The 23,091-nt window shown below is 60.5% G+C and carries 20 protein-coding genes and 2 pseudogenes; 8 read left to right on the top strand and 14 right to left on the bottom strand.

From position 1 onward, the window contains the following. Both AGR7B_RS06625 and AGR7B_RS06620 read right to left on the bottom strand, forming a co-directional pair. Positions 1–977: pseudogene (locus AGR7B_RS06625) on the bottom strand (IS4 family transposase); the annotation flags it as partial. Between the two features lie 142 nt (positions 978–1,119). Continuing rightward, a complete protein-coding gene (locus AGR7B_RS06620; RefSeq protein WP_080856292.1) occupies positions 1,120–1,971 on the bottom strand; it encodes an urea carboxylase-associated family protein in 852 nt (283 codons plus the stop codon). 110 nt (positions 1,972–2,081) lie between these two features. On the opposite strand from AGR7B_RS06620, the gene AGR7B_RS06615 reads away from it, so the two are divergent. Next, complete coding sequence (locus tag AGR7B_RS06615; protein WP_080856291.1) at positions 2,082–2,945, top strand: LysR substrate-binding domain-containing protein; 864 nt, start codon at positions 2,082–2,084, stop codon at positions 2,943–2,945. A gap of 17 nt (positions 2,946–2,962) precedes the next feature. Here AGR7B_RS06615 and AGR7B_RS06610 read toward each other — a convergent pair whose 3' ends face one another. The 6 genes from AGR7B_RS06610 to AGR7B_RS06585 form a co-directional block, all read right to left on the bottom strand. Next, positions 2,963–3,307 (bottom strand): AzlD domain-containing protein, encoded by a 345-nt coding sequence (locus AGR7B_RS06610; protein ID WP_020810566.1) that lies wholly within the window; start codon positions 3,305–3,307, stop codon positions 2,963–2,965. After that, a complete protein-coding gene (locus AGR7B_RS06605; protein ID WP_065653935.1) occupies positions 3,304–4,062 on the bottom strand; it encodes an AzlC family ABC transporter permease in 759 nt (252 codons plus the stop codon). Before AGR7B_RS06605 ends, AGR7B_RS06610 begins: the two co-directional genes overlap by 4 nt. Positions 4,063–4,231: 169 nt before the next feature. Beyond that, positions 4,232–6,745 carry an ATP-dependent Clp protease ATP-binding subunit ClpA gene (gene clpA, locus AGR7B_RS06600; RefSeq protein WP_080856290.1) on the bottom strand — a complete coding sequence of 838 codons (2,514 nt, stop codon included), beginning with the start codon at positions 6,743–6,745 and terminating at the stop codon, positions 4,232–4,234. A gap of 10 nt (positions 6,746–6,755) precedes the next feature. Continuing rightward, positions 6,756–7,112 carry an ATP-dependent Clp protease adapter ClpS gene (gene clpS, locus AGR7B_RS06595; protein WP_003521420.1) on the bottom strand — a complete coding sequence of 119 codons (357 nt, stop codon included), beginning with the start codon at positions 7,110–7,112 and terminating at the stop codon, positions 6,756–6,758. 282 nt (positions 7,113–7,394) lie between these two features. Then, positions 7,395–9,980 (bottom strand): cell cycle histidine kinase CckA, encoded by a 2,586-nt coding sequence (gene cckA / locus AGR7B_RS06590; RefSeq protein ID WP_080856289.1) that lies wholly within the window; start codon positions 9,978–9,980, stop codon positions 7,395–7,397. Between the two features lie 174 nt (positions 9,981–10,154). Next, positions 10,155–10,433: a hypothetical protein gene (locus tag AGR7B_RS06585; RefSeq protein WP_080857009.1), complete on the bottom strand. Its 279-nt coding sequence runs from the start codon at positions 10,431–10,433 to the stop codon at positions 10,155–10,157. A gap of 235 nt (positions 10,434–10,668) precedes the next feature. On the opposite strand from AGR7B_RS06585, the gene AGR7B_RS06580 reads away from it, so the two are divergent. Next, positions 10,669–11,925 carry a flagellar biosynthetic protein FliO gene (locus AGR7B_RS06580; protein WP_162934068.1) on the top strand — a complete coding sequence of 419 codons (1,257 nt, stop codon included), beginning with the start codon at positions 10,669–10,671 and terminating at the stop codon, positions 11,923–11,925. A 109-nt stretch (positions 11,926–12,034) separates the two neighbouring features. Here AGR7B_RS06580 and dksA read toward each other — a convergent pair whose 3' ends face one another. Then, the gene (gene dksA, locus AGR7B_RS06575; RefSeq protein ID WP_003496274.1) at positions 12,035–12,454 is read right to left on the bottom strand and encodes an RNA polymerase-binding protein DksA; all 420 of its coding nucleotides are present in this window, start codon (positions 12,452–12,454) and stop codon (positions 12,035–12,037) included. Between the two features lie 302 nt (positions 12,455–12,756). Here dksA and AGR7B_RS06570 point away from each other — a divergent pair, with 302 nt between their 5' ends. The 4 genes from AGR7B_RS06570 (at position 12,757) to AGR7B_RS06555 (ending at position 16,607) form a co-directional block, all read left to right on the top strand. Further along, a complete protein-coding gene (locus tag AGR7B_RS06570) occupies positions 12,757–13,233 on the top strand; it encodes a SixA phosphatase family protein (RefSeq protein ID WP_245317711.1) in 477 nt (158 codons plus the stop codon). A 129-nt stretch (positions 13,234–13,362) separates the two neighbouring features. Then, positions 13,363–14,841: a YcjX family GTP-binding protein gene (locus AGR7B_RS06565; protein WP_059752773.1), complete on the top strand. Its 1,479-nt coding sequence runs from the start codon at positions 13,363–13,365 to the stop codon at positions 14,839–14,841. After that, a complete protein-coding gene (locus tag AGR7B_RS06560; RefSeq protein WP_080856287.1) occupies positions 14,838–15,917 on the top strand; it encodes a YcjF family protein in 1,080 nt (359 codons plus the stop codon). The genes AGR7B_RS06565 and AGR7B_RS06560 overlap by 4 nt, the downstream gene beginning before the upstream one ends. Before the next feature lie 129 nt (positions 15,918–16,046). Then, on the top strand, positions 16,047–16,607 hold the full coding sequence (locus AGR7B_RS06555; RefSeq protein ID WP_003521427.1) for a hypothetical protein: 561 nt from the start codon (positions 16,047–16,049) through the stop codon (positions 16,605–16,607). A 14-nt stretch (positions 16,608–16,621) separates the two neighbouring features. Here the strand turns inward: AGR7B_RS06555 and folK are convergent, their stop codons facing one another. The 3 genes from folK to folP all read right to left on the bottom strand — a co-directional run bounded on the left by folK (position 16,622) and on the right by folP (position 18,371). Then, positions 16,622–17,137 carry a 2-amino-4-hydroxy-6-hydroxymethyldihydropteridine diphosphokinase gene (gene folK, locus AGR7B_RS06550; protein WP_208616043.1) on the bottom strand — a complete coding sequence of 172 codons (516 nt, stop codon included), beginning with the start codon at positions 17,135–17,137 and terminating at the stop codon, positions 16,622–16,624. 4 nt (positions 17,138–17,141) lie between these two features. Beyond that, on the bottom strand, positions 17,142–17,507 hold the full coding sequence (gene folB, locus AGR7B_RS06545; RefSeq protein WP_003502532.1) for a dihydroneopterin aldolase: 366 nt from the start codon (positions 17,505–17,507) through the stop codon (positions 17,142–17,144). Between the two features lie 78 nt (positions 17,508–17,585). Beyond that, positions 17,586–18,371: a dihydropteroate synthase gene (gene folP, locus AGR7B_RS06540; RefSeq protein WP_080856286.1), complete on the bottom strand. Its 786-nt coding sequence runs from the start codon at positions 18,369–18,371 to the stop codon at positions 17,586–17,588. Positions 18,372–18,550: 179 nt separating this feature from the next. Here folP and AGR7B_RS06535 point away from each other — a divergent pair, with 179 nt between their 5' ends. After that, positions 18,551–19,177, top strand: coding sequence for a DUF922 domain-containing Zn-dependent protease (locus AGR7B_RS06535; RefSeq protein ID WP_080856285.1), 627 nt, complete (start codon positions 18,551–18,553; stop codon positions 19,175–19,177). A gap of 303 nt (positions 19,178–19,480) precedes the next feature. On the opposite strand, the gene AGR7B_RS06530 is transcribed toward AGR7B_RS06535, so the two are convergent. Further along, entirely contained in the window at positions 19,481–19,801 is a 321-nt protein-coding gene (locus AGR7B_RS06530; protein ID WP_003502527.1) for a 2Fe-2S iron-sulfur cluster-binding protein, read from the bottom strand. Positions 19,802–19,931: 130 nt separating this feature from the next. After that, positions 19,932–20,300 (bottom strand): Hpt domain-containing protein, encoded by a 369-nt coding sequence (locus AGR7B_RS06525; RefSeq protein ID WP_080856284.1) that lies wholly within the window; start codon positions 20,298–20,300, stop codon positions 19,932–19,934. A 479-nt stretch (positions 20,301–20,779) separates the two neighbouring features. On the opposite strand from AGR7B_RS06525, the pseudogene AGR7B_RS06520 reads away from it, so the two are divergent. Next, positions 20,780–23,091: pseudogene (locus AGR7B_RS06520) on the top strand (gp58-like family protein); the annotation flags it as partial.

The following is a 23,091-nucleotide window of genomic DNA, read 5'->3' as shown; positions in this document are numbered from 1 at the left end:
GCGATCAGGGCGACAGCGATCTGGATGCGCACGGCATTTTCTGACGTGCCGAGGAAAATGGCTGATCTTCAGCGTCTGCTTGACCCAGCGGAAGAACAGTTCGATCGCCCAACGGCGCTTGTAGAGATCGGCGATCTCGTGAGCCGGTGCATCGAGATCATTGGAGAATATGCGCAACACCTTTCCCGTCTCGGTCCTGATGGTGATCTCGCGGACCGGATCGCTGAACGGATTTTGCGGCTTTTGGCCTGGCGGGCCGGCAACAGGCCGATGCGGTCGGACAGGATGACACCGTCGCCGTCCACCGCCTGCTCATGGGTGACCGTCAGCGGCGTATGCGACTTGAACCGGGTGACGATCCGGCATCCGGCTTTGTCCAGCTTGGCCCACCAGCCGAAATCATAATAGCCAAGATCAAAGACATAGGTTGCGCCTGATGCGATCGGCATGGCCTTGGCAGCCGTGATGTCGTTGATATTGGCCGGCGTGACCGCCGCATAGATCGGTTGTTCGGCATCCGCATCGTAGACGATGTGGACCTTGACGCCGCAGGCTTGATGGGAAAACCGCGCCCACTGCGATCCGGCACCGGAGAGGCGAACCCCTGTCGCATCGATGAGGTAGGTTGCCTCGCCCACCGCCCGGCGCAGGCCGCGTCCCGCCATCGCCACCATCTGCGCAAACAGCCCGGCAAAGACAGGGCTCGGACGCAGACGATTGGCATCGGCAAGCGTCGAGCGCGACACCGGCTTTGCGCCGACATGATAGAGCCGTGCAGAGTGGCTCTCCAGGCCAAAGACGATCTCGCGCAGGCTCACCGAACCCGCCAACTGCCCATACAGGAGGGCGACGAACTGGCTTTTGGTCGACAGCCGGCGGACATGCTTGTCAGCCCCGTGTTCATCCACAAGCCGCTCAAACGCCGCCCAGGGAATACGCTTCAAAAGATCATGAAAGACGCTATTCTTGTGCCGCACGGTGTTGCTCCTCTTTCGTGTCCGAGATCGTCGCCAAACGCTCGAATACGAGTAGAATCAACACCGTGCGCCATGTCCACCAAATTTAAACCGGACAGCAGGGGACAGGCCCGAGCATGACGGAGGAGAGGTTTCGGACTGATCATTCCGGAGAACGGTAAGCATTCCTCTCCGGCCATGGCCAGCCCTCAAGCACCGTCATATCGGGCCGGAATATTTCCACCTTCAGCGGATAACAGGCCGCCGTATCGCTCGAATGCGTGGCGCTGCAATCACCGCCCGGGCAGGCGGAAAGCGCGCCGATAAGATCGATCTCGGCAAAAAGCTCCAGATAATCACCCGGCCGCACCGGGCTCGCCTTCATGAAATATTGGTGTGTGTCGCGGGTGAAACCCGTGCACATGAAGACATTCAGCACGTCATGCACATGCGGCTCCGCCTGCCGGAATGACAGACCCTTGGCGGAGGCCAGCGCATTGGTCAGATTGGAATGGCAGCACTGGTGGTAGTCGCCGCCGCTCAGGAGCTTATTGGTATAGGGATCGCAGCGTGTGCCGATAACGTCATGCACACCGCCGCCGTCTTCGTCGAAGCCATACCATGATAGCGTATCACGCGTGATCGTCGCCATCGGCCGCAGGGACGGCAGGTTGCTCCACAGCCGGTTGCCGACCGAAACATGGGTGGCGTGCAGGGCGCGGGTCTTGCCGCTGAAAAACCGCTCGGTCAGATCATGGGCGTTCCAGAGGTTCAGGTCTCCGACCTGCGGACCGTCAACGCTGACGATGCGAAAGAAATGCCCCTTCGGCACATGAAAGCTGCGGCCGTCACGCGGCGGCACGATGACCTCATCGATCTTTTCCATGCCTTGTTTGGCTTCTTCCAGACGCGCGAGGTCTGGCATTTCAAGGGTCCCGTTCGGATAAACGACAACAGGACGGACGGCGCGGCGTTCAGCGGCGTCGACGGGTTCGGCGGCGGGCATGGGGGTCATGAAATCCTCGGGCAATCAAAATCTCGAGGCGAAATTGCGCCATGCCTGCTCGCCTGACAAGACGGGTTTTTCTTGCGCTCAGGCCAAGTCTTACTTACCCTTGAGGCATCATGAAATTACCGCCGCTCACCACTCTCCGGGCATTCGAAGCCGCAGCCAGAAGAACAAGTTTTTCTCTGGCTGCGCAGGAACTCGGCATGACGGCAACTGCTGTCAGCCAGCACGTGCGCAATCTGGAGGCCTGGCTCGGTGAGGCGCTGTTCGAGCGGCACGCACGGGGTGTGAGGCTTACCCCGGCCGGAAAGGAATTCGGCACGACGGTTTCGACCTCCTTACGCCAGATTGCCTCTGGCGCCGCCCGGATCCGTCAGGGCCATGACCGCATGGTCGTCCGCCTTGCCAGCCTGCCCTCTGTCGTGGCGCATTTTCTGACGCCCCGCTTGCCTCGCTTTCGGGCGCTTTACCCCGATATACAGGTATCCATCAGCTATTCCGGCGCGCATCACGCGATACCAGCCGATCTCACCATAGGACATGGCATCGCATCCGAGGAAAACGCGGTCGCGCTTTTCAGCGCAGAGACACGGCCGACATGCGCGCCGGACTATGTCGCTAAATTTGGTCCTTTCGACAATGTTGACAGCCTGTTACGAGCGGAATTGCTGCATGACGACACCGAGGCGGCGTGGCAGGACTGGTTCGCAGCCGGGGGAATATCCCTGCCCGATAACGCCGGTCCGGTTTTCGCGGATTTCAATCTGCTCGTGACCGCTCTCAAAGCCGGTCAAGGCATCGGCCTCTGCCCGACGGCGCTGCTTCACGACGAGATCGCCGAAGGTCAACTGACCGTGCTCTTCGACCGGGCGGCCGATAAGGAGAAATATTACTGGCTGATGAAAGCCGAAGAGATGACCGCATCGGCTAGACTTCTTGCGGATTGGCTTGTTGTGGAAGCCCGAGAGAGCGGTCTCTGAGGTGGAATAAACCAGTCTCAGAAACCGAGCGCGAACAACCCACCCGCCAGAAGCAGGATCGGCACAGCCACGCCGACGATGACCCTCTGGCCTGCCATCAGAAAAGCGATGAAGCCGAGTGCGGCGGCGCCGATGCGCAGCCACAGGGGCGATGCTTCCAGCGTTCCGGTTGGAAAGACGATCAGCTTGGCGGTGACGGCCATGACGAGTGCGGTGGCGACGGCCCTTACCCAGTGCAGCGCTTCGGAATCCTCCTTCAGGCGGTTACCGGCGAGAACGCCGAGCCAGCGCCAGAGATCGGTCGCCAGCCAGCCGGCAATCGCGATGAAGAGATAAGGCGCCCACCAATGTTCGGTCATCATGGTTCGCTCTCCGGTGAGACGGGTTTTATCCGGCGGCGGAACACGAGGCGGTCGATCAGATAGGCCGCCGTGCCCCCGCCTATCCCGGCATAGAGAATATCGAATTCCGGTGCGATGACCGCGAAGGCCGGCCCGGCGATGACGCCGATGACGAACGCGACCTTGACGACGGAATGCCGGGCCGAAGCCCAGATCGATGCCACGAAATAGACCGGCGTGAGAAAAAACAGCACGCCGGCGACAAGCGGCGGAAAGGCGGCGACAACGCCGTAACACAGGCCGACGATGATGGCATTGACCACGGTGAGCGTCATGCCGAAACCGGCGAACCAGGCGGCGCGTGCTTCGCGCGGCACCTTGGAGAGATTTTGCGTGGCAAAAACCCAGGCCGTGATTGCGACGAAGTGGGAGAGAAACAGCAAGATCCATGTCGGCGTCTTCGCGCCGCGCATTTCTGGCACGATGGAGGCGACCATCGGCATCATCCGGACCGAGGACAGCGTCACCGCCAGAAAGCAGGCGGCAAGATTGGCGCCGCCGACCATGGAGCCGATCAGGATCATCTTGGCCGGCAGGGCCCAGATCATCAGCGTCATGAACACGGCTTCACCGCGCGCGACACCGGATTCCAGCGCGAAGGCGCTAAAACCGACGAAAGATGTCATCAGAATGAGCGAGGGCAGCGAAAATATGCCCCGCATTCCCCGGAAAAACCAGCCGCTCAGGGGGATGGTATCGCTGTCGGCAGTCTGCATTGCTGACCCACTTGTGCATGTCACCCGAGACTGTGCCGCAGCTTCGGGGTAACGTCATGCATAAACAAAAAATGAAACGCGCCGGAGGTATCAGGGAAAACGCGACGCGCTTCATACATGAAAATGCCGGGCTTTCGCCCGGCATCGGTTTATCGGTCGAAGACCTTGGTCATTTCTTCTTCGGCACTTTCGGCACCGCATTGGTCTTGCGCCGCGGCTTGCCGTCCCCGTCCGACTTGTCGGCCTCGGCAACAAGGACATCCGCCTCTTCATTGGCCTTCGCCGCCTTGGAAGCGGGTTTCGCCTTGGCCTTCGCCTTGCCGGGCGATTTGGCCGCCTTCAGTTCGGCCTCCGGTTGCGGCTTCACGGGTGCCGTCTCCGGCAGGACCTCGAGTATGAGACCATCGGAGCCGTCATCCTTCTTGCCGACGGTGACGCTGACGACGCCGCCCTTCTTGAGCTTGCCAAAGAGGATTTCGTTGGCGAGCGGCTTCTTGATGTTTTCCTGGATCACGCGCGACAGAGGACGGGCGCCCATCTTCTCGTCGTAACCCTTCTCCGCCAGCCAGGAGATCGCATCTTCATGCAGATCGAAGGTGACGTTGCGCTCGGAGAGCTGGGTTTCCAGCTGCATGACGAACTTCTGCACGACCTTGTGGATAACGGCGGTCGGCAGTGGCGAAAACGGAATGATCGCGTCCAGACGGTTGCGGAACTCCGGCGTGAACAGGCGGTTGATTGCCTCTTCATCTTCACCCGTACGGCGCGAAGAACCGAAACCGATGGCGGATTTCGCCATTTCGGATGCGCCCGCATTGGTCGTCATGATGAGGATGACGTTGCGGAAGTCGATCTTCTTGCCGTTATGGTCGGTCAGCGAGCCATGGTCCATCACCTGCAACAGGATGTTGTAGATATCCGGATGCGCCTTTTCGATTTCGTCCAGCAGCACCACGGAATGCGGGTGCTGGTCGACGCCGTCGGTCAAAAGACCGCCCTGATCGAAGCCGACATAACCGGGAGGTGCGCCGAGCAGGCGCGACACGGTATGACGCTCCATATATTCCGACATGTCGAAGCGCAGCATCTCGACGCCGAGCGAGGCGGCAAGCTGCTTGGCGACTTCCGTCTTGCCCACGCCTGTCGGGCCGGAAAAGACATAGGAGCCAATCGGCTTGTTCGGTTCACGCAGGCCCGCACGCGCCAGCTTGATGGCCGTGGCAAGCGCCTCGATGGCAATATCCTGACCGTAAACGACGGAACGCAGTTCCTTTTCAAGGTTGGCGAGAACCATCTCGTCATCCTTGGAGACCGTCTTCGGGGGAATGCGGGCCATCGTCGCGATGGTGGCCTCGATTTCCCGCTCGGTGATCAGCTTGCGGCGCTTGGAGGCCGGCAGCAGCATCTGCGCCGCACCGGTCTCGTCGATCACGTCGATCGCCTTGTCCGGGAGCTTGCGGTCGGAAATGTAGCGGGCAGACAGTTCCACGGCAGCCTTGATCGCCTCATTGGAATATCTGAGGTGGTGATAATCCTCGAAATAGGGCTTCAGCCCCTTCATGATCGCGATGGCGTCATCGATGGACGGCTCGTTGACATCGATCTTCTGGAAACGGCGCACAAGCGCGCGATCCTTTTCGAAGAATTGCCGATATTCCTTATAGGTGGTCGAGCCGATGCAGCGGATCGCACCCGAAGACAAGGCAGGCTTCAAGAGGTTCGATGCATCCATCGCGCCACCGGAGGTCGCGCCCGCACCGATGACGGTGTGGATTTCATCGATGAACAGAACCGCGCCCGGATAATCTTCGAGTTCCTTGACGACCTGCTTCAAACGCTCTTCGAAATCGCCGCGATAGCGGGTGCCGGCCAGCAGCGTGCCCATGTCGAGCGAGAAGATGGTGTCGTTGGCGAGCGCTTCCGGCACCTTGCCTTCGACGATGCGCTTGGCGAGACCTTCGGCAATCGCCGTCTTGCCCACGCCTGGATCGCCCACATAAAGCGGGTTGTTCTTGGAGCGGCGGCAGAGGATCTGGATGGTGCGGTTGACCTCGTCGTGGCGGCCGATCAGCGGATCGATCTTGCCGTTTTTCGCCTTTTCATTGAGGTTGATGCAATAGGCCTTCAGCGCATCCTGCTGCTTCTTGGCGGAGGATCCGTCTTCCTCGGGATTGCTGCGGCTCGCCTTGTTTTCGCTTTCCGGTTCATCGGCACCGCGCGGCGTGCGCGTCTGCGACGTGCCGGGGCGCTTGCCGATGCCGTGGGAGATGTAGTTGACCGCGTCGTAACGGGTCATCTCCTGCTCCTGCAGAAAATAAGCGGCGTGGCTTTCGCGCTCGGCGAAAATGGCCACAAGCACGTTAGCGCCGGTCACTTCCTCGCGGCCGGACGATTGAACATGGATGACGGCCCGCTGGATGACCCGCTGGAAGCCGGATGTGGGTTTGGAATCCTCGTCATAACCCGTGACGAGGTTCGTCAGTTCATTGTCGACGTAATCGCTGACAGTCTTGCGAAGCGCATCGAGATCGACATTGCAGGCGCCCATCACGGCTGCGGCATCCGCGTCGTCGATCAGCGCCAGAAGGAGATGTTCCAGCGTCGCATATTCGTGGTGACGCTCATTTGCAAAGGTCAGTGCCTGGTGCAGCGCCTTCTCGAGACTTGGGGAAAAAGTTGGCACGTTGCGATCCTCATTTCTTTTCCATGACGCATTGCAGCGGATGCTGGTGCTGTCGGGCGAAATCCATGACCTGGCTTACTTTCGTCTCTGCGACCTCATATGTAAACACCCCGCATTCGCCCACGCCGTGCTGGTGCACGTGCAGCATGATGCGGGTTGCCGCTTCGCGGTCCTTCTGGAAAAAACGCTCCAGAATGTGGATGACGAATTCCATGGGAGTGTAGTCGTCATTCAGTAAAAGAACACGGTACAAATTCGGTCTTTTTGTTTTTGGCTTGACGCGGGTGATAACAGACGTTCCGCGGTTGGTGCCGCCGCCGTCTTCCCCTTCGCCCTCGCCCTGCATGTAGATCGGCCTAGCGATCATCTTTCATCATTCTCCAAACCGTTCTCAAACCGACAGTTCTTTGCCAGGAGGGAGAACTTCGCCTCTTCATATCTAGGTCGTTAAGACGCGATTTTAAGCCCCTTGCGAAACGGTGCAATCACTATTGCGTTTGCGAAGAGGCAAACCTCGGGAAAAGTGCGGATATGGAGGCAACCGGGGCGCCGGAAGACACGGACCCGAAGTAGCGGCGCATTTTTCGGGCCGGATGCAATGGATGTGACAGGTCGCGGCGCAGCCGAATCCGGTTCGCCGCCGCCGGCCTTATTCCTTGTCGTCGAGCATTTCGCGAACGGCGATCGCGAGCTGCTTGAGCGAGAAGGGTTTGGGCAGGAAACCGAACTTGGCGTCCGCCGGCAGGTTCTTTGCGAAAGCATCCTCGGCATAACCCGAAACGAAGATGAATTTCAGGTCCGGATAGGACTTTCGCAGTTCCCTCAGCAGCGACGGACCGTCCATTTCCGGCATCACGACGTCGGAAACGACGATGTCGACCTTGCCTTCCAGTTCGTCCATCACCTCCAGGGCTTCGGTGCCGGAGCCGGCTTCGTGCACGGTATAGCCGCGGGTTTCCAGCATGCGCTTGCCGCCACGTCGCACCGCTTCCTCATCCTCCACCAGAAGCACGACCGCGGATTTGCCGGTGAGGTCCAACGGCTCTTCCTTCACCGGCTCGGCTGCGATGACCGGAGCAAGCGCCGCCTCGCCGGGCTGCCCGTTGCTCTGAACGGCCTCCACCACATGGCGCGGCAGGTAAATGCGGAAGGCGGTTCCCTTGCCCACTTCCGATTCGGGATAGATATAACCGCCCGACTGTTTGACGATGCCATAGACCATCGACAGGCCAAGGCCGGTGCCCTTGCCGACTTCCTTGGTGGTGAAGAAGGGCTCGAAAATCTTGTCCATGATCTCGGGCGGAATACCCGTGCCATTATCGGCAACTTCCACCATCACCATGTCCTCGGCCGGGAATTCCGGACGGCCAAGCGCTGCGATTTCCTTCGCGTCGACGTTGCGCGTCCTGATGGTGATCTTACCGCCGTCGGGCATGGCGTCGCGTGCATTGACGCAGAGATTGATGAGCACCTGCTCGAATTGCGACAGATCCGTCTTTACCGGCCACAGATCGCGGCCGTAATCGACCTCCAGCTTGACATTGGTGCCGGAAATCAGCCTGTCCACCAGCATGCGCAGATCGCCGATCACATCCGTCAGGTTGAGGATGGCCGGACGCATGGTCTGCTTGCGCGAGAACGCCAGAAGCTGGCGTACCAGCACGGCCGCGCGGTTAGCGTTGCGCTTGATCTCCATGAGATCGGCGAAGCTCGGATCGGCAGGCCGCGCCTGTAGCAGCAGATGGTCCGACGACAGCAGGATGGCGGTCAACACGTTGTTGAAATCGTGGGCGATGCCGCCCGCCAGCGTGCCAACGGCATTCATCTTCTGCGTCTGCGCCATCTGGGTCTCAAGCGCCTTCTGCTCGGTCACCTCTATGGCATAAACGATAGCCACCTCTTCCGGCGCTTCATCGTCCTGATCGATGACGGCGTTTACGTAGAAACGGAAATGCCGGCCCTCGTCGCTCGGATGGCGGGAATCGAAGGGCGCGATATCGCCCTGACGGTCCTTGGCTTCGGCCAGTGCCTGTTCGAGCCGCGGCTTCTCATTATCATGGATGACAGTCTCAAGCGCCACGCCGCGATCGATATCGTCGCGTCCGACAACGCCGGAGAACAATTTCAGGAAGGGCGCGTTGATCCGCAGGATGCGGCCTTCGCCGTCGAGCGAGGCAATCGCCATCGGCGTGTTGTTGAAAAAGCGGGTGAAACGCATGGCGGAGGAGGATTCCGTATCCTCCTGCCCCTTTGGGCGCATCAGGACGATGGTGCGGCTCTCGCCGGGCGCGCCATCTTTCGAGGTGACCTGATGCACGAGGCGGGCCGGCATGCTCTGGCCGTTCACCCGGCGCATGTCGAGATCGAGGATTTCAGTGCGCTTCGCCGTGCCCTGCGGGTGCACCGATTCGATCAGCGCCATGCCCTCGCCGGCGACGATATCGGAAACGGTCATAGAACCGGGTGAGAACTGCGCCAGATCGATGCCGAGCCATTCCGACAGGGTAGCGTTCAGATAAACGATCTCGCCCTTGCGCCCGGCGGAAAAGAAACCGGCCGGGGCGTGATCGAGGTAATCGATGGCATTCTGCAATTCGCGGAAGAAGCGCTCCTGATCCTCGCGCTCCGGCGTGATGTCGGCGATCTGGAAGACGTGCAGCCCCTCGCCGCCCGCGTCCTTCAGGACCCGGCCCTTCAGCCTGTACCAGTGCGGCCCGGTGTTAGCGTCCTCACCCAGCGGTTTGAGCAAGCGGAATTCTTCGTAGCCGTCGCGGCCTTCGCGCAGCACGTTGATGAGCCGGTAAAGCGCTTCGGTCGATTCCCGGCTGCGCGACAGGAGCGTTTCGAGACTCTGGATATCGCTCGCCCTGGTGGTGCCGCTCATCCGGCAATAGGTGGCGTTGGCATAGACCATATGCCCCTTGGCGTCGGTAATCAGCGTGCCTTCGGGATGGGCCGAGAGAAACCGGCGGGCAAGCCCGTCGGATTGCGACTGCGGCATGACCTCGATGAAACCGATGATCGACGAGACCAGAAAGAAGATGCCCATCATGGCCAGCACGCCGAGAATGCCGAGCACGATTTCGTTTTCGAGCGAATCCTTGAAATAGACGAAGGCGGCAGCGGCGGCGATCAGAACCAGCGCCAGAAGCAGAATGCGCAGGACCGTGCCGGAACGGGCGCGCCTGTCCACCAGCGGAAGGTCGTTGTCGCTTGTCTCGCGCACCCGTGTCATCTTGGCCTCGCAGTCGTGCAGGTCGTCATTCGGTCAGCCCTATTTCCCTGACGGAATCGGGCAGTAAAATTTCTTGTAGCAACTCGCTTGACCGGCAAAAAGCTCCGCCAGGACACAAAGGCTTAAAAACGCACAGCGAAAACGGCCTGAAAGGTGTATAAAAGCCTTAAAAGACTACGGCCTTCTACAGGTCAGCTCCTTCACCTGACACTGAATGCGCGGCGCGGAACAGACGATCTTGCCGTCAGCGACGGTGCAAACCGAGCATCCGTCCGTGAAGTCGACGCAGGAAGGATTGTCACGCACGAACTCCGCCATGGTCGCGGCGTTGTCCGGCACCTTGTCTTCGGCCCCGGCTATCGAATGCGGAAACGCGAAAAACGGTGGCAACAGCAAAACGACACGCATCAAATGCCGTGCGGAGGAGCCGCTAATGCGCAATGACTGGAACATTCCGGAACGCTCCTTCGGCAAAAGAATTGCAACTTTCACTGTCTTTCAGCATTGAAGGACGAGATATGGCGCTTTGGTGGCGTCGTTACGGTTGAGGCGGCAATCCTGTGGGGCGAAATGAATAAACCTTGTATCGCGCCCAAAAAAATCGTCTTTTCCTGCTTGACGTTCACTTTATAAGAACCACGGCAATATTAATTGCCCAAGAAACGAAAAAGCCAAAAAATCTGAAGGGATGATCTCCATGATGGAAGATTTTATCGGCGCTTATGGAAACCGTCTCATCGTCGCCGTCGTCGGTGTGGGTGTGGCCCTGCTTGTTCTGGCGATTGCGCTGTGGCTTCTGCGCAGGCGCAGCGGTTCTGCCCCTTTCATCCGCGGCGGGCGCAACCGGCAGCCGCGCCTGCAGGTTCTCGATGCAACGGCCGTGGACGCACGCCGCCGTCTGGTGCTGGTGCGCCGTGACAATGTCGAGCATCTCGTCATGATCGGCGGTCCGACGGATATCGTCATCGAAAGCGGTATAGGCGCGATCCCGATTGTCAGGGACGTGCAGGAGCCGGAATTGAAGGCGCTGCCGCGCCAGGAAAGCGAGCAGAAGAGAGCCGAGCCCGCGATCCAGCAGGAGCGTCGCTCCGCCCTGCCGCAACAGCAGCCCGTTGCAGCTGCGGCTCCCGTTTCCGTGCCTGAAGAACCCGTCAAGCAAGCACAGCGGCCGGAGCCGCCGGCACCTGTGGCGTCCCCGCGTCCAGCACCCATTGCGGCGGCCGCCGCTCAGGTTCCGCCACGCCCATCGACCCCGCCGCAACCCGTACCCACGCCTTCTACGGCGCGCGAAACCGCGCCGCCGGCAAGACAGGCGGCACCCGAGCGGGAGATAGCGCGCCCCACGCCACCGCCAATACCGGTTGCAGCGGCTCCGGTCGCTGCGGTCTTGCCCCTGGCGGCGGCATCGCTCGATATGGCTGCGGCCCGAACGGAACCCAGGCGTGCCGAGCCCGTCGTGCCCGCTCCGGCTCCGGCACCGGTCGCACCGCCGATCCCTGCACAGGCGCCGTTAGAGGCAAAGGCGGAAGAACGGACTGCGGAATTCGCTCCGCCGGTCTTTGCCGCGCGCGAGCCGGTGATCGACCAATCCATCGCCGCCGATTTTCTCGACGCCGCACGGGAGCGCGTTCTTCCCGACCTGAAGCCGGGACAGACAACGCCGCCCGCACCTTTCCCGCCCAAGCCTGAAAATCCGGCTGTGGCTTCGAACGACGCTGAGCCGAAATTTTCCGACGAGCTCGCCAGTGATTTCGAAAGCTTCCTTGAGGCGGAGATCGCCAAGAGCAAGGAGGCGGATAACGAACCGTCCATCGCCCCTGTCGCGGAAAAGCAGATCAAGCCGCAGCCAGCTTCCCCGCCTGTCACCGGCGCTTCACCGGATGGAGACATGCAGAAGGAAATGGCGCGTATTTTCGGAGAGCTTTCCGTGACCCGCGACCGCTGACGCGCGCGGGTCTTCCGACAAGAAATTCGAAATAGAATAAGGGCATGGAAACGATTTCCGTGCCCTTATTATTTGTCATGCGATTTGCCGACCTCTCGGCCGCAGCGCCTTATTCGTCGCGATAGACTTTTTCGCGACGTTCGTGGCGTTCCTGCGCCTCGATGGAAAGAGTTGCAATCGGGCGGGCGTCCAGACGCTTGAGGCCGATAGGCTCGCCCGTTTCCTCACAGTAACCGTAAGTACCGTCTTCGATCCGCTGAAGAGCCGCATCGATCTTGGAAATCAGCTTGCGCTGACGGTCGCGGGCGCGAAGTTCGATCGCCCGGTCCGTTTCGGAAGAAGCCCGATCGGCGAGATCGGGGTGGTTAGCGCTTTCTTCGGCGAGATGTCCGAGGGTCTCGCGCGCTTCTCTCAGGATGTCATTTTTCCAGGCGACCAGCTTCGCGCGGAAGTAAGCCCGCTGGCTGGCATTCATGAACTCATCGTCTTCCGAGAGCACATATTTGCTAAGATCGATCTTCTCACTCAACGCGATTCTCCTCGAAGAACATCTCAATGCGGCGGTGTATACTCCAATGATAGTGGCCGATTCAAGTCTGCAGATCAGTTTTCAGGCATTTTTAAAACTGACACAAAAATCATCTAAATGACTAATTTTTATCCTTTATTCGTATTGAAGCGAACTCTTCTTCAATCACTTCAACGCGACTTACCAACAGGAAAGAGGACTTGCGGTCCTGCAACCCTATCCTGTAGCATTCAACCCGTGCCCTGACATTCGAACGCCGGTCCCCGCCCTTGACAGCATCTTCCCCGAGCCGAGTTTATCTTCTGCGCCACGCCAAGGCCGCCTGGGCGGCGCCGGGAGAACGGGATTTCGACCGGGGATTGAACCAAGCCGGCTTTGCCGAGGCGGAGGTCATCGCCGACCTTGCCGCCGACCGGCATTACCGCCCCGATCTGCTTCTGTCATCCACGGCTGCGCGTTGCCGGCAGACCACGCAGGCCTGGCAGCGTGCCTTCAACGAAGGCATAGACATCTTCTACGTCGATGAGATGTATAATGCGCGCAGCGAAACCTACCTCTCCCTCATTGCCGCGCAGGCGCAGGCGCAATCGGTGATGCTGGTGGGCCATAACCCCACCATGGAGGCGACGCTGGAAGCGATGATCGGTGAGGATTTGCTGCATGCCGCCCTGCCCTCGGGCTTTCCGACATCGGGCCTTGCGGTTCTCGACCATGATGACAGCGCCGCAAACGGTAAAAACAGCTGGCGGCTGGTCGATTTTCTCGCGCCGGGCAAATAATCGCCGCGGCCCTTCCTAAGAATTTTGCAAAGCCGCCCTGCTGAAAATCCGCTGGAGCGCTTCTTTTTTGGGCAGCCATACCTTCCTATATTGCAGCCGTGACCGTTAAACACAGCCAGGAAACTGCCATTGCCGCCTTCTCTTACGTCCCTGACAGACAGCGCGCTTATCGCATTCGATAATCTGGCCGACCGTGCGAGCAACCTCACCCACCCGACATTGCGGCTTGGCGTCACCGGCCTTTCGCGGGCGGGCAAGACGGTTTTCATCTCTTCCCTCGTCCACAATCTCCTGAACGGCGGCCGGCTGCCGCTGTTCGAGGCGATGCGGTCCGGACGTGTCTCGAATGTGCGGCTGGAGCCGCAGCCGGATGACGCCATTCCGCGTTTTCAATATGAGGATCATATTCAGGCGCTGGTGCGCGACCGGCTGTGGCCGGATTCGACACGGGCGATCTCGGAACTCAGGATAACGCTGGATTATCAGAGCGCCAGCGGCTGGGGCCGATGGTTTTCGGCCGGTAAGCTCTCCATCGATATTGTCGATTATCCCGGCGAATGGCTGCTCGACCTGCCGCTTCTGTCGCAGGACTATAAACAGTTCAGCGACGCGACCGTCGCCCTTGCCGGAAGCGGCATCCGCGCCGAACTGGCGCAGGAATGGCTGGCGATCGCCTCTTCGCTCGATATCAACGCACCGGCCGACGAGATGACGGCCCGACGTCTGGCCGAAAGTTTCGCAGCCTATCTGAAGGCCTGCAAATCCGATGAAAGATCGCTTTCCACCCTGCCGCCCGGCCGTTTCCTGATGCCCGGCGATCTGGAAGGGTCGCCCGCGCTGACCTTCGCACCGCTTCCCGGCCTGACGGATGAGAAAGCGCCGAAAGGCTCGCTGCGCGCCATGATGGAACGGCGCTATGACGCCTACAAGTCGATTGTGGTCAAACCCTTCTTCCGCGAGCATTTCGCCCGCCTCGACCGGCAGATCGTTCTGATCGACACGCTGCAGGCGGTCAATCGCGGCCCTGAAGCCGTGCAGGATCTGGAGCGGGCGCTGGGCGATGTCCTTGCCTGTTTCCGCCCCGGCACCAACAGTCTGCTGTCGTCGCTGATCGGCAGGCGTATCGACAAGGTGCTGATTGCCGCCACCAAGGCCGATCACCTGCACCACGAAAGCCACGACCGGCTGGAGCGCCTGACCCGCCGTCTGGTGGACCGCGCCATCACCACCATCGGCATGAATGGCGCCGGCATCGAGGTCATGGCGCTCGCTTCCGTGCGCGCCACCAGAGAGGCAAGCGTGCGACAGGATGGCCACGAGCTGCCCGTTATCGTCGGCACGCCCATGGCCGGTGAAACCATCAATGGCGAGACCTTCGACGGCAATCGCAAGACGGCGATCTTTCCCGGCGATCTGCCCGAGGATCCGGAACCGCTTTTCCGCAGCATCGACAGGGATGGCGACAAGGCGTCGCTGCCGGACGTCAATGTCGTGCGCTTCCGCCCGCCGAATATAGACGAGCCGGGCAGCGGCGGCATCCGCCTTTCCGTTCCCCATATCAGGCTCGACCGCGCCATGCAGTTCCTGTTCGGAGACAAGCTCGCATGAAGCTTCCCACACCCACCGATCCGCAGACACGCCGCCCGGCAGCTTTCACGCTCGAGACCGAGGAGACGGCACGGCCGTCGACGGCGCAGAAACGCGCGCCGCGCAGCTTCGACGCCGAGATTTCGCTGACGCCCGACGAGGACGATCCGTTTCTGGCGCCTGAGGAGATCGATGCCGCCGCGCTGCCGGTGGCGTCTCCGAAGAAAAGCCGCTTCTCCTTCGGCAAACTTGCGCTCGGCGCGCTTGGCGTCCTGTTCTCGCTCGCCTTCGGGCTCTGGGCGGATCAGCTCATCCGCAACCTGTTTTCCCGTTCCGACTGGCTGGGTTACACGGCCACTATCGCTCTTATTGTGACGCTTTTCGCCGTTCTCGTTCTCGTCGGCCGGGAAGTCTTCGGCATCATGCGGCTTAACGCCGTGCAATCCTTGAAGGTCGATGCCGAGACGGCGAGCCTCGACAAGAGCCCGAAACCCGCACGCGCCATCGTCACCCGCCTGAATGCCGTTCTCTCCCACAGGGCCGAAACGGCCAAGGGGCGTGCGGCGCTGAAGGAAACGGAAAACGATGTGATCGACGGCCCGCATCTGATCGAGCTTGCCGAACGTGAGTTGCTCGTTCCGCTCGACAGGCAGGCCCGCGCCCTCATTCTCAATTCGTCCAAGCGCGTCTCAGTCGTCACCGCCGTCAGCCCGCGCGCGGTGGTCGATCTCGCTTATGTGCTGTTTGAAGTGACGCGGCTGGTGCGCGCCATGGCGGAGCTTTATGGCGGCCGTCCCGGCACACTCGGCATGCTGAAGCTGCTGCGCGATGTCGTCGCCCATCTTGCCGTCACGGGCTCGATCGCCGTTGGCGACGGGCTCGCCCAGCAGGTTCTCGGCCACGGTCTTGCCTCGAAACTCTCGGCGCGACTCGGCGAAGGCGTCATCAACGGCCTGATGACGGCGCGAATCGGCATTGCCGCGATGGATCTGTGCCGTCCGCTGCCGTTCAGGGCGGTGAAGCGGCCGGGGATCGGCGATTTCATGTCCGACCTCACACCCGATTTAAGCGGTGGAAAAACCGGTGAAAAAGCCTGATTACCCGGGCCTGGGCGGTTCAAAAGGTTACGAACGAAGCCGCAAATGAGAGCGAAATAAACCAAGCATTAACCATTCCGCCGGTAGATTGCAGCCTATCGAACAGGCATCTTCGCCGGGGAAAGTATCATGTATTCGCGCTTCTTTTCGCTTGTGGGCGGACTTGCCGCCATATTGTCCGTCAGCGGCGGTTTCGGCATGTCTGACGTCCATGCCGCATCGCGCGATCGCGACGACGTGTTCTTCCGCTCCGTGGCCGGTGTGTGGAAAGGCCCGGGCGAAATCGTCGCTGGCAAATACAAGGGCACGAAGTTCACCTGCGATCTGACCGGCGAGCCACTCGACGACAAGCAGACCGGCATCAAGCTCGGCGGCACCTGCCGCGTCGGCGTCTTCAGCCAGCCCATGTCTGCCGTCATCAGCCAGAAGGGCAACTCTTACGAGGGCAAATTCCTCGACGGTGCTGAAGGCAAGGGACTGGACATCACCTCCGGACAGGTCAGCGGCGACAAGGTCGTCGTCGGCATCAACCGCGCCAAGCTCAACGGTGCAATGGTCGCCCGCGTCTCGAACGACAATTCGATGAACATCACCATTTCGGTCAAGGTCGCCGACCAGATGATCCCGGTCATCGGCGTGACGCTGGCGCGCGATATCGACCAGCTCGCCGTTGGTTCGATCAAGCCGTAAAAGCCATACTCTTCTCAGCCATCGCCAAGCGGGAGTGTCCACCACTCCCGTTTTTCGTTTGCGCTGACAATGCCGGTCTTGTCCGCCTGCTGAAGCCATTCCCGCACGGGCCTGCCTTTTACCTCAAGGTCGGGCGCGATATCGGCAAGCGGTATCAGCACGAAAGCGCGCTCCGTCATGCGCGGATGCGGCACCTCGATGCTTTCCGTTACGAGAGATTCATTCCCATAGGTCAGCACATCGATATCGATGGTGCGCGGCCCCCAGCGCTCCGTGCGCACCCGCTTCATACCCTTTTCGATGTCGAGGCATAATTGCAGCAGCCCAGGCGCTGAAAGCGAGGTTTCGACCAAGGCGCAGCAATTGAAAAAATCCGCCTGATCCGTCTTGCCCCAGGGCGGCGTGCGGTAAAGGTCGGACACGGCCAGCAGGCGGCAATCGTCACGCGCATCGAGTTCGCGCAGTGCCCTTGCCATGGCGGCGGCAGGATCGCCGATATTGCCGCCGAGCCCCAAGGTGGCGACGGTCATTTTTTCAGGCACGGTGTTCAACGCTCACCTGCGCATAATCGAGAATGCCCGGAACCGGTGCCGAAGGTTTGCGTACCGTGATCCTGAGCCAGACGATCTGCGGATAACGGGCGCGAAGCGCCTTGGCGATGTCGTTCGCCAGCGCCTCGATGAGATAACGGCGCTGGCCGACGACGATTTTTTCGATGACGGCGAAAGCCACGCCATAATCGACGGTGTTTTCGATATCGTCGGTTTCCAGCGCATCACCCGCCTCGACTTCCATCTCGGCATCGACGAAAAAGCGCTGGCCCAGCACCTCCTCCTGCTCGAGAAGGCCATGACGGGCGAAAAAAGAACAGTTTTTCAGGATGATGGTATAGCGGCTCATCGCATCGCCTCCATGGCAGGACTGTTTCGCCAAAAAGCCGCGCCACCTTCCGGACACGGCATTCGGGCACTCGTTGACTTACGCATCGGCCTTTGCCGACGTTTTGGCAAGAACCGCATCGGCGATTGCCAGCGCATCGCGGGTCGCGGCGACATTGTGCACGCGAAAAATCGAAGCGCCGGCAAGCCGCAGTATCGCGGTTGTCGCAGCCGTTCCGATATCCCGTTCATGGGCCGCATCCCGGCCCGTCAGCGACCCGATGAAACGCTTGCGCGACGTACCGGCCAGAACCGGCAGGCCGAAGGCGGCAAGTTCGCCGAAACGCGCCATCAGCGCGACATTTTCGCTCTCGTCCTTGGCGAAACCGAAACCGGGATCGAGCACGACGGCGTCACGGGCAATACCCGCATCCTCGGCGATCTCAAGCGAGCGATTGAGGAATACGAACTGGTCGGCGATGACATCGGCAAGCTTCTGCCGGTCGCGGCCGGTATGCATGATGCATACGCCGGCGCGGGTGGCGGCGACCACACCGGCCATTTCCGCGTCCTTCTGCAGGCCGAAGACATCATTGACGATATGTGCGCCTGCCCCGACCGCCAGCCGCGCTGTCGAGGCGCGATAGGTATCGACGGAAATCAGCACATCCGTCTCGCGGCGCAATTTTTCGATGACGGGAAGCACCCGGTCCTGTTCTTCGGCTTCCGTCACCGCGGCCGCTCCCGGCCGGGTGGATTCGCCGCCGATATCGATGATGTCAGCGCCCTCTTCCACACAGGTCAGCGCATGGGAAAAAGCCGCATCGACGGCGAGATAACGGCCGCCATCGGAAAAGGAATCGGGCGTTGCATTGACGATGGCCATAATACGGCCACGCCCATCAAGTTTCAGGGAGCGGCCATGGGCCGCTTGCCACGCGTTGCTGCCGGCTGTTATCACGTAACACGCGCCTTTCGGGAATAACGGAGTGTTATGCCAATTCTTATAAGTTCCGCTCCGCCTATGCAGCAAACCTTTTTCAAGTTCAACCGGAAGGCCGGGTCATGACCAAATCATCACGTGCTCTTTGCGCCGCTTTAGCGGCCGCGGTGGCACTTTCCCTACCCGGATCGGCTTTTTCCGAAACCATCGTCCGCAAGACCTATTCCTATTTTTCGATCAGCGGCAAAACCGCCGCTGACCTTGACCAGCAGCTTTCCAGGCACGGCCCGCTGACGCGCAATACCGGTGCGCGCCATCCAGGCGCCACCGAAATCAAATTCGGCGGCGAGCTCACCTATGTCGAGAAAAACGGCCTTTGCAGCGTCGGAACGACCAAAGTGGTGCTGAATACCCGCATTCTCCTGCCGCAATGGAAAAACCGCCGCCGCACCACGGCGGAACTGGCCTTCATCTGGGATACGCTGCTTGCCGATATCAAGCGCCACGAGGAGCGCCACGCGGAAATCGCCCGCACCCACGCCCGCTCGCTTGAAAGACAGCTGACGTCGCTTCGCCCGCAGAAAAGCTGCGAGACGCTGCAGGAAATGGTCGGCAAGATCACCCAGACGGTGATGGACGAGCATGACAAGGACCAGATGCGCTTCGATGTGGTGGAATCGAAAAATTTCGATGCCCGCATGACACGGCTTTTGAAAAACCGGCTCGAGCAGGGCCAGAACCGCCGCTGAGCGGTCTTATACCCCATCTCATTCCCTTAACATCAAGCGCGGACATGACGTTACGTCATGTCCGATATCACCCGTGAATTCTCGTGATGGTGCCGTCGCCAAGACTCATTGTACGTTCTTCGTACGGTATCGGACCATTCGGCCAAGCGGCTTGAGGGCTCCAGCCGTCTCCGGTTCTCCCGGTGCGCACTTGAGGGCTCGCAGGTGTTTCCTCCCTCGCCTGCATGCTGCGTACCCGCCTCGCCCCGCTCCCCGCTACCAGGTGAGCGGGGCTTTTTCTGCGTTTAGCAATGACGAAAGATGTCAGCCCTGACGTTCGGGAACATGAACGACGAGACCATCGAGCTCGTCGTTCATCTTGATCTGACAGGAAAGGCGCGAGGTGGGGCGCACGTCAAAGGCGAAGTCCAGCATATCCTCTTCCATCGGTTCCGGGCCGCCGACGCGCTCGGCCCAGGCGTCGTCGACATAGACATGACAGGTCGCACAGGCACAGGCGCCGCCGCATTCCGCATCGATGCCGGGAATGGAGTTGCGCACCGCATTCTCCATGACGGTGGAGCCGTTGCTCACGTCGAGTTCATGGGGCGTGCCATCAAAGGCAACGATGGTCAGTTTTGTCATGCCGGAAATCCAAAATGTGATCTAAGAACTGTTCTAAACACATAGAAAGGCCGGTCCGCCTTGGCAACCCGCTTCAAGGGCGCACAGATGCAACCGGCCTTGCAAAATGCCAAATTTGATATGTTGCGCCTCAGCGGCAGAGCTTGAGGATGAAATTTTCGGCCTCGACGATGGTCGCCGCGAGTTTTGCTATCGCCGCGCTGTCATTGCCCTTGTCTTCCACCACGGCTGCGGCCGCGGAAACGGCCGAGGCGCCGACGGCCTGCGCAGACCCCTTCAAACGATGGGCCGTCGCCATGACAGCCTTGTCGTCGGCGCCCGCCATTTCATGCAGGGCGGCGCGGGCGTTGCGGCTGAAGAGTTGCAGCACTTCGATCTCCAGATCCTTGTCGCCCATCGTCTGACTGGCGAGATGATCGAAATCGATCGGTTTTTTACCGGCGGCGGGCGCACCGCCGCAATTGTCGGGAGCTTCGAAAGCAATACTGACCGCTGCCATGGCTGAAATTCCTGTCTCGCCGTTTCCTGTTTCGTGTCACATCTGTGTCGTATTCACGCATCCGGGCCGCTGCTATCGGCTTAAATTACGGCGTGACGCAGGCGAAAATCTTCTGCTATGGTTAATTTATGTTAAACTTATGCGAAACAAGGCGTTCAGCGTGAAACTCAGGTTTAAAAACTGTTAAAAAGCCGACACTTCGCCACCGCCGCAAATCCGCATTAATTGTTTCGAACACCTAAATGTGTCACTACGGTACTGCCGTTCCCACGAGGCTTAAGCTCAAGCTTTGTTATTGCGGCACAGTGATGTAATTTCGCCCGAAAGCTGGACCACCAGCAATTCGGGATTTGGTAAATGGCGGAATTGTTCTCTCTTCAAGGGATAATGTTCCGCTGGCATGATGGCGGCAGTCCGCTTGCGGAACGCAAGTGGTCAACGGCATGAAGCCGGGCGTATGTGTAACGAGGCGTAACCGCATGGCGAATAACAAGATCAGCGACTCTGTCGACGAGACTGCATTTCAGGCGTTGGAAGACGCCCTGCAGCTTGGCGCTTTCGAAGAAAAGCCGGAGACGCGGAAAACTGCAGCGCCGAAGCAGCCGGAGGCCAGATTGAAGGAAGCAAGCAGACCGACCCCTGCTCCCGAGGCCGCCCGCGCGCCTGCCGAACAGACGCCCAGATCGCCCAATCTCGAAGCGGCCAATGACGGCTCCAAGCGCAGCCCGGCCATGATCCTGAAATCGCTGGAAGGCGGCTCCATCGGCGGCGCGCTGCGCAACGCCACGATCATGTCGGTCATCTGGGCGCTCGGCGGTCTTGGCATCGCACATCTTCTTTATGGCAACGCGCTGTGGAACATCGCTTCGCTGGCCGATCTCACCGCGATCCCCGGCCTGATGGCTATCGTCGTTGGCATCCTCATTCCCATCATGCTGTTCTTCGCCTTTGCGATCATGATGGCGCGCGCCCGCGATCTGCGCAACGCCGCCCGCTCCATGGCCGAAGTCGCCCTTCGCCTTGCCGAGCCGGAAACGGTCGCGTCTGACCGCATCATGTCCGTCGGCCAGGCGGTTCGCCGTGAAGTCTCGGCCATGAATGACGGTATCGAGCGCACGATCGCCCGCGCGACGGAACTCGAGACCCTCGTGCATTCCGAGGTCAACGCGCTTGAGCGCAGCTATGCCGACAACGAACTGCGCGTGCGCAGCCTCGTGCAGGAACTGACCGCCGAGCGTGACGCCATCGTCAATCACGCCGAGCGTATCCGCTCCTCCATCGTAGGTGCGCAGGAACAGATCAAGGAAGAGCTTTCCATCGTCGGTGAAGAGCTTTCGATGCGGATCGCCACGACTGGCGAGGCCTTCGCTTCGATGATCGACACCCGCTCGGCCGCGCTTTTGGAAAAATCGCGCGCCTCGACCGAAGCGATGGGCAGCCTGATCGCCGCCAAGACCGAAAATCTGCTTCAGGCGCTGAATTCCTCCGGCGCGACGCTGTCCAACGAATTCGACATGCGACTGCACAACCTCACCTCGACGCTGGATGAGCGCGGTGAAGTCCTGCTCGAGCGTTTCGCAATCCATGCCTCGACGCTGGATAGCGGTGCGGAAAGCCTCAACAGCGCGCTTGAAGAGCGTACCCGCCAGCTCAACGAAACGCTGTCCACGCGCACGCTCGAACTCAACCGCAATATCGACCGCGGCCAGCAGATCATCGGCGGTTCGCTGGATACCGTTCTCGACAAGCTGTCCACGACGCTTGAAGAAAAGGGTCTCTCCTTCCGCCAGAGCCTGCAGAGCACGGCGGACGATGCGATCATGGATCTCGACCTTCGCTCCGGCCTCTACGAAGAGCGCATGCAGGCGACGGTCGGCCAGGTCAACTCCGCCTTCGACGAGCATGTCGCGCAGTTCGCCAGCGCCTTCGACCAGCGCGCCGGCAGCCTCGACAGCAAGCTGATGGAAAGCCTCGCCCGCATCAACGAAACCGTTGCCGGCGGCTCCGAAGCGCTCGACACCATGCTGAGCGCCGGTCTGGAGCGCATCGGCACCACCATGACCGATCAATCGCTGGCGCTCGCAACTGCGCTCGGCACGGGCCAGGAAATGCTGGAAAGCGCCCTTGAAAGCCGGACACAGGCCTTCAGCGACGCAATCGGCCAGCGTACCGCCGAAATCACCGATGCCTTCACCAGTTCGCACGAGAAGATCGACGCCGTGCTGGCCGAACGCAGCAATGCCCTGTTCGGCGCGCTTTCGGCCAGCCAGAACCGTTTCGACGAAGCGCTCGCCAGCCGTTCGATGGCGATTACCGGCTCCGTCTCCGGCACGGCCGAACGTCTCGCCGCCATGCTCGACGAACGTGCCGCCGCGATCAACAGCGTCGTCGCCGATGTCGAGCGCCGTCTTGCCGAAACGCTCGAAACCCGGGCAGCAGCCATCACCGGCGCGGTTTCCGGCATCGAGGACCGCATTTCCGACACGCTGGAAAGTCGTACGGCTGCCCTGCATGACGTCGTCTCCGGCGCGGAGAGCCGTATTGCCGATACGCTTGATGGCCGCACGGCCGCGCTTTCCAGCGCCATTTCCGGCGTCGGGGAACGCATCGCCGACACGATGGACAGCCGCACGCTGTCGCTCGACATGACCTTTGCCAATGTCGAGGAAAGACTTTCCGAGACGCTCGACAACCGCACCTCTGCCCTCACCGGCATTGTCGTAAGTGCTGAGGAAAAGATTGCCGGCGCGCTCGACAGCCGCACGGCCACCTTCGGAGACGTGGTCGCCGG

Origin of the sequence: Agrobacterium deltaense RV3 (assembly GCF_900013505.1) — a bacterium.
GTDB classification, from domain to species: Bacteria; Pseudomonadota; Alphaproteobacteria; order Rhizobiales; family Rhizobiaceae; genus Agrobacterium; species Agrobacterium leguminum.
This window is presented reverse-complemented; position numbering and strand designations above follow the sequence as displayed.

What these genes read in the sequence shown, in the direction of transcription:
- AGR7B_RS06620 (WP_080856292.1), bottom strand. Translation starts at nt 1,971, where the DNA reads ATGACCCCCATGCCCGCCGCCGAACCCGTCGACGCCGCTGAACGCCGC.
- AGR7B_RS06615 (WP_080856291.1), top strand. Translation starts at nt 2,082, where the DNA reads ATGAAATTACCGCCGCTCACCACTCTCCGGGCATTCGAAGCCGCAGCC.
- AGR7B_RS06610 (WP_020810566.1), bottom strand. Translation starts at nt 3,307, where the DNA reads ATGATGACCGAACATTGGTGGGCGCCTTATCTCTTCATCGCGATTGCC.
- AGR7B_RS06605 (WP_065653935.1), bottom strand. Translation starts at nt 4,062, where the DNA reads ATGCAGACTGCCGACAGCGATACCATCCCCCTGAGCGGCTGGTTTTTC.
- clpS (WP_003521420.1), bottom strand. Translation starts at nt 7,112, where the DNA reads ATGATCGCTAGGCCGATCTACATGCAGGGCGAGGGCGAAGGGGAAGAC.
- cckA (WP_080856289.1), bottom strand. Translation starts at nt 9,980, where the DNA reads ATGACACGGGTGCGCGAGACAAGCGACAACGACCTTCCGCTGGTGGAC.
- AGR7B_RS06585 (WP_080857009.1), bottom strand. Translation starts at nt 10,433, where the DNA reads ATGTTCCAGTCATTGCGCATTAGCGGCTCCTCCGCACGGCATTTGATG.
- AGR7B_RS06580 (WP_162934068.1), top strand. Translation starts at nt 10,669, where the DNA reads ATGATCTCCATGATGGAAGATTTTATCGGCGCTTATGGAAACCGTCTC.
- AGR7B_RS06560 (WP_080856287.1), top strand. Translation starts at nt 14,838, where the DNA reads ATGAAGCTTCCCACACCCACCGATCCGCAGACACGCCGCCCGGCAGCT.
- AGR7B_RS06555 (WP_003521427.1), top strand. Translation starts at nt 16,047, where the DNA reads ATGTATTCGCGCTTCTTTTCGCTTGTGGGCGGACTTGCCGCCATATTG.
- folK (WP_208616043.1), bottom strand. Translation starts at nt 17,137, where the DNA reads ATGACCGTCGCCACCTTGGGGCTCGGCGGCAATATCGGCGATCCTGCC.
- folB (WP_003502532.1), bottom strand. Translation starts at nt 17,507, where the DNA reads ATGAGCCGCTATACCATCATCCTGAAAAACTGTTCTTTTTTCGCCCGT.
- folP (WP_080856286.1), bottom strand. Translation starts at nt 18,371, where the DNA reads ATGGCCATCGTCAATGCAACGCCCGATTCCTTTTCCGATGGCGGCCGT.
- AGR7B_RS06535 (WP_080856285.1), top strand. Translation starts at nt 18,551, where the DNA reads ATGACCAAATCATCACGTGCTCTTTGCGCCGCTTTAGCGGCCGCGGTG.
- AGR7B_RS06530 (WP_003502527.1), bottom strand. Translation starts at nt 19,801, where the DNA reads ATGACAAAACTGACCATCGTTGCCTTTGATGGCACGCCCCATGAACTC.
- AGR7B_RS06525 (WP_080856284.1), bottom strand. Translation starts at nt 20,300, where the DNA reads ATGGCAGCGGTCAGTATTGCTTTCGAAGCTCCCGACAATTGCGGCGGT.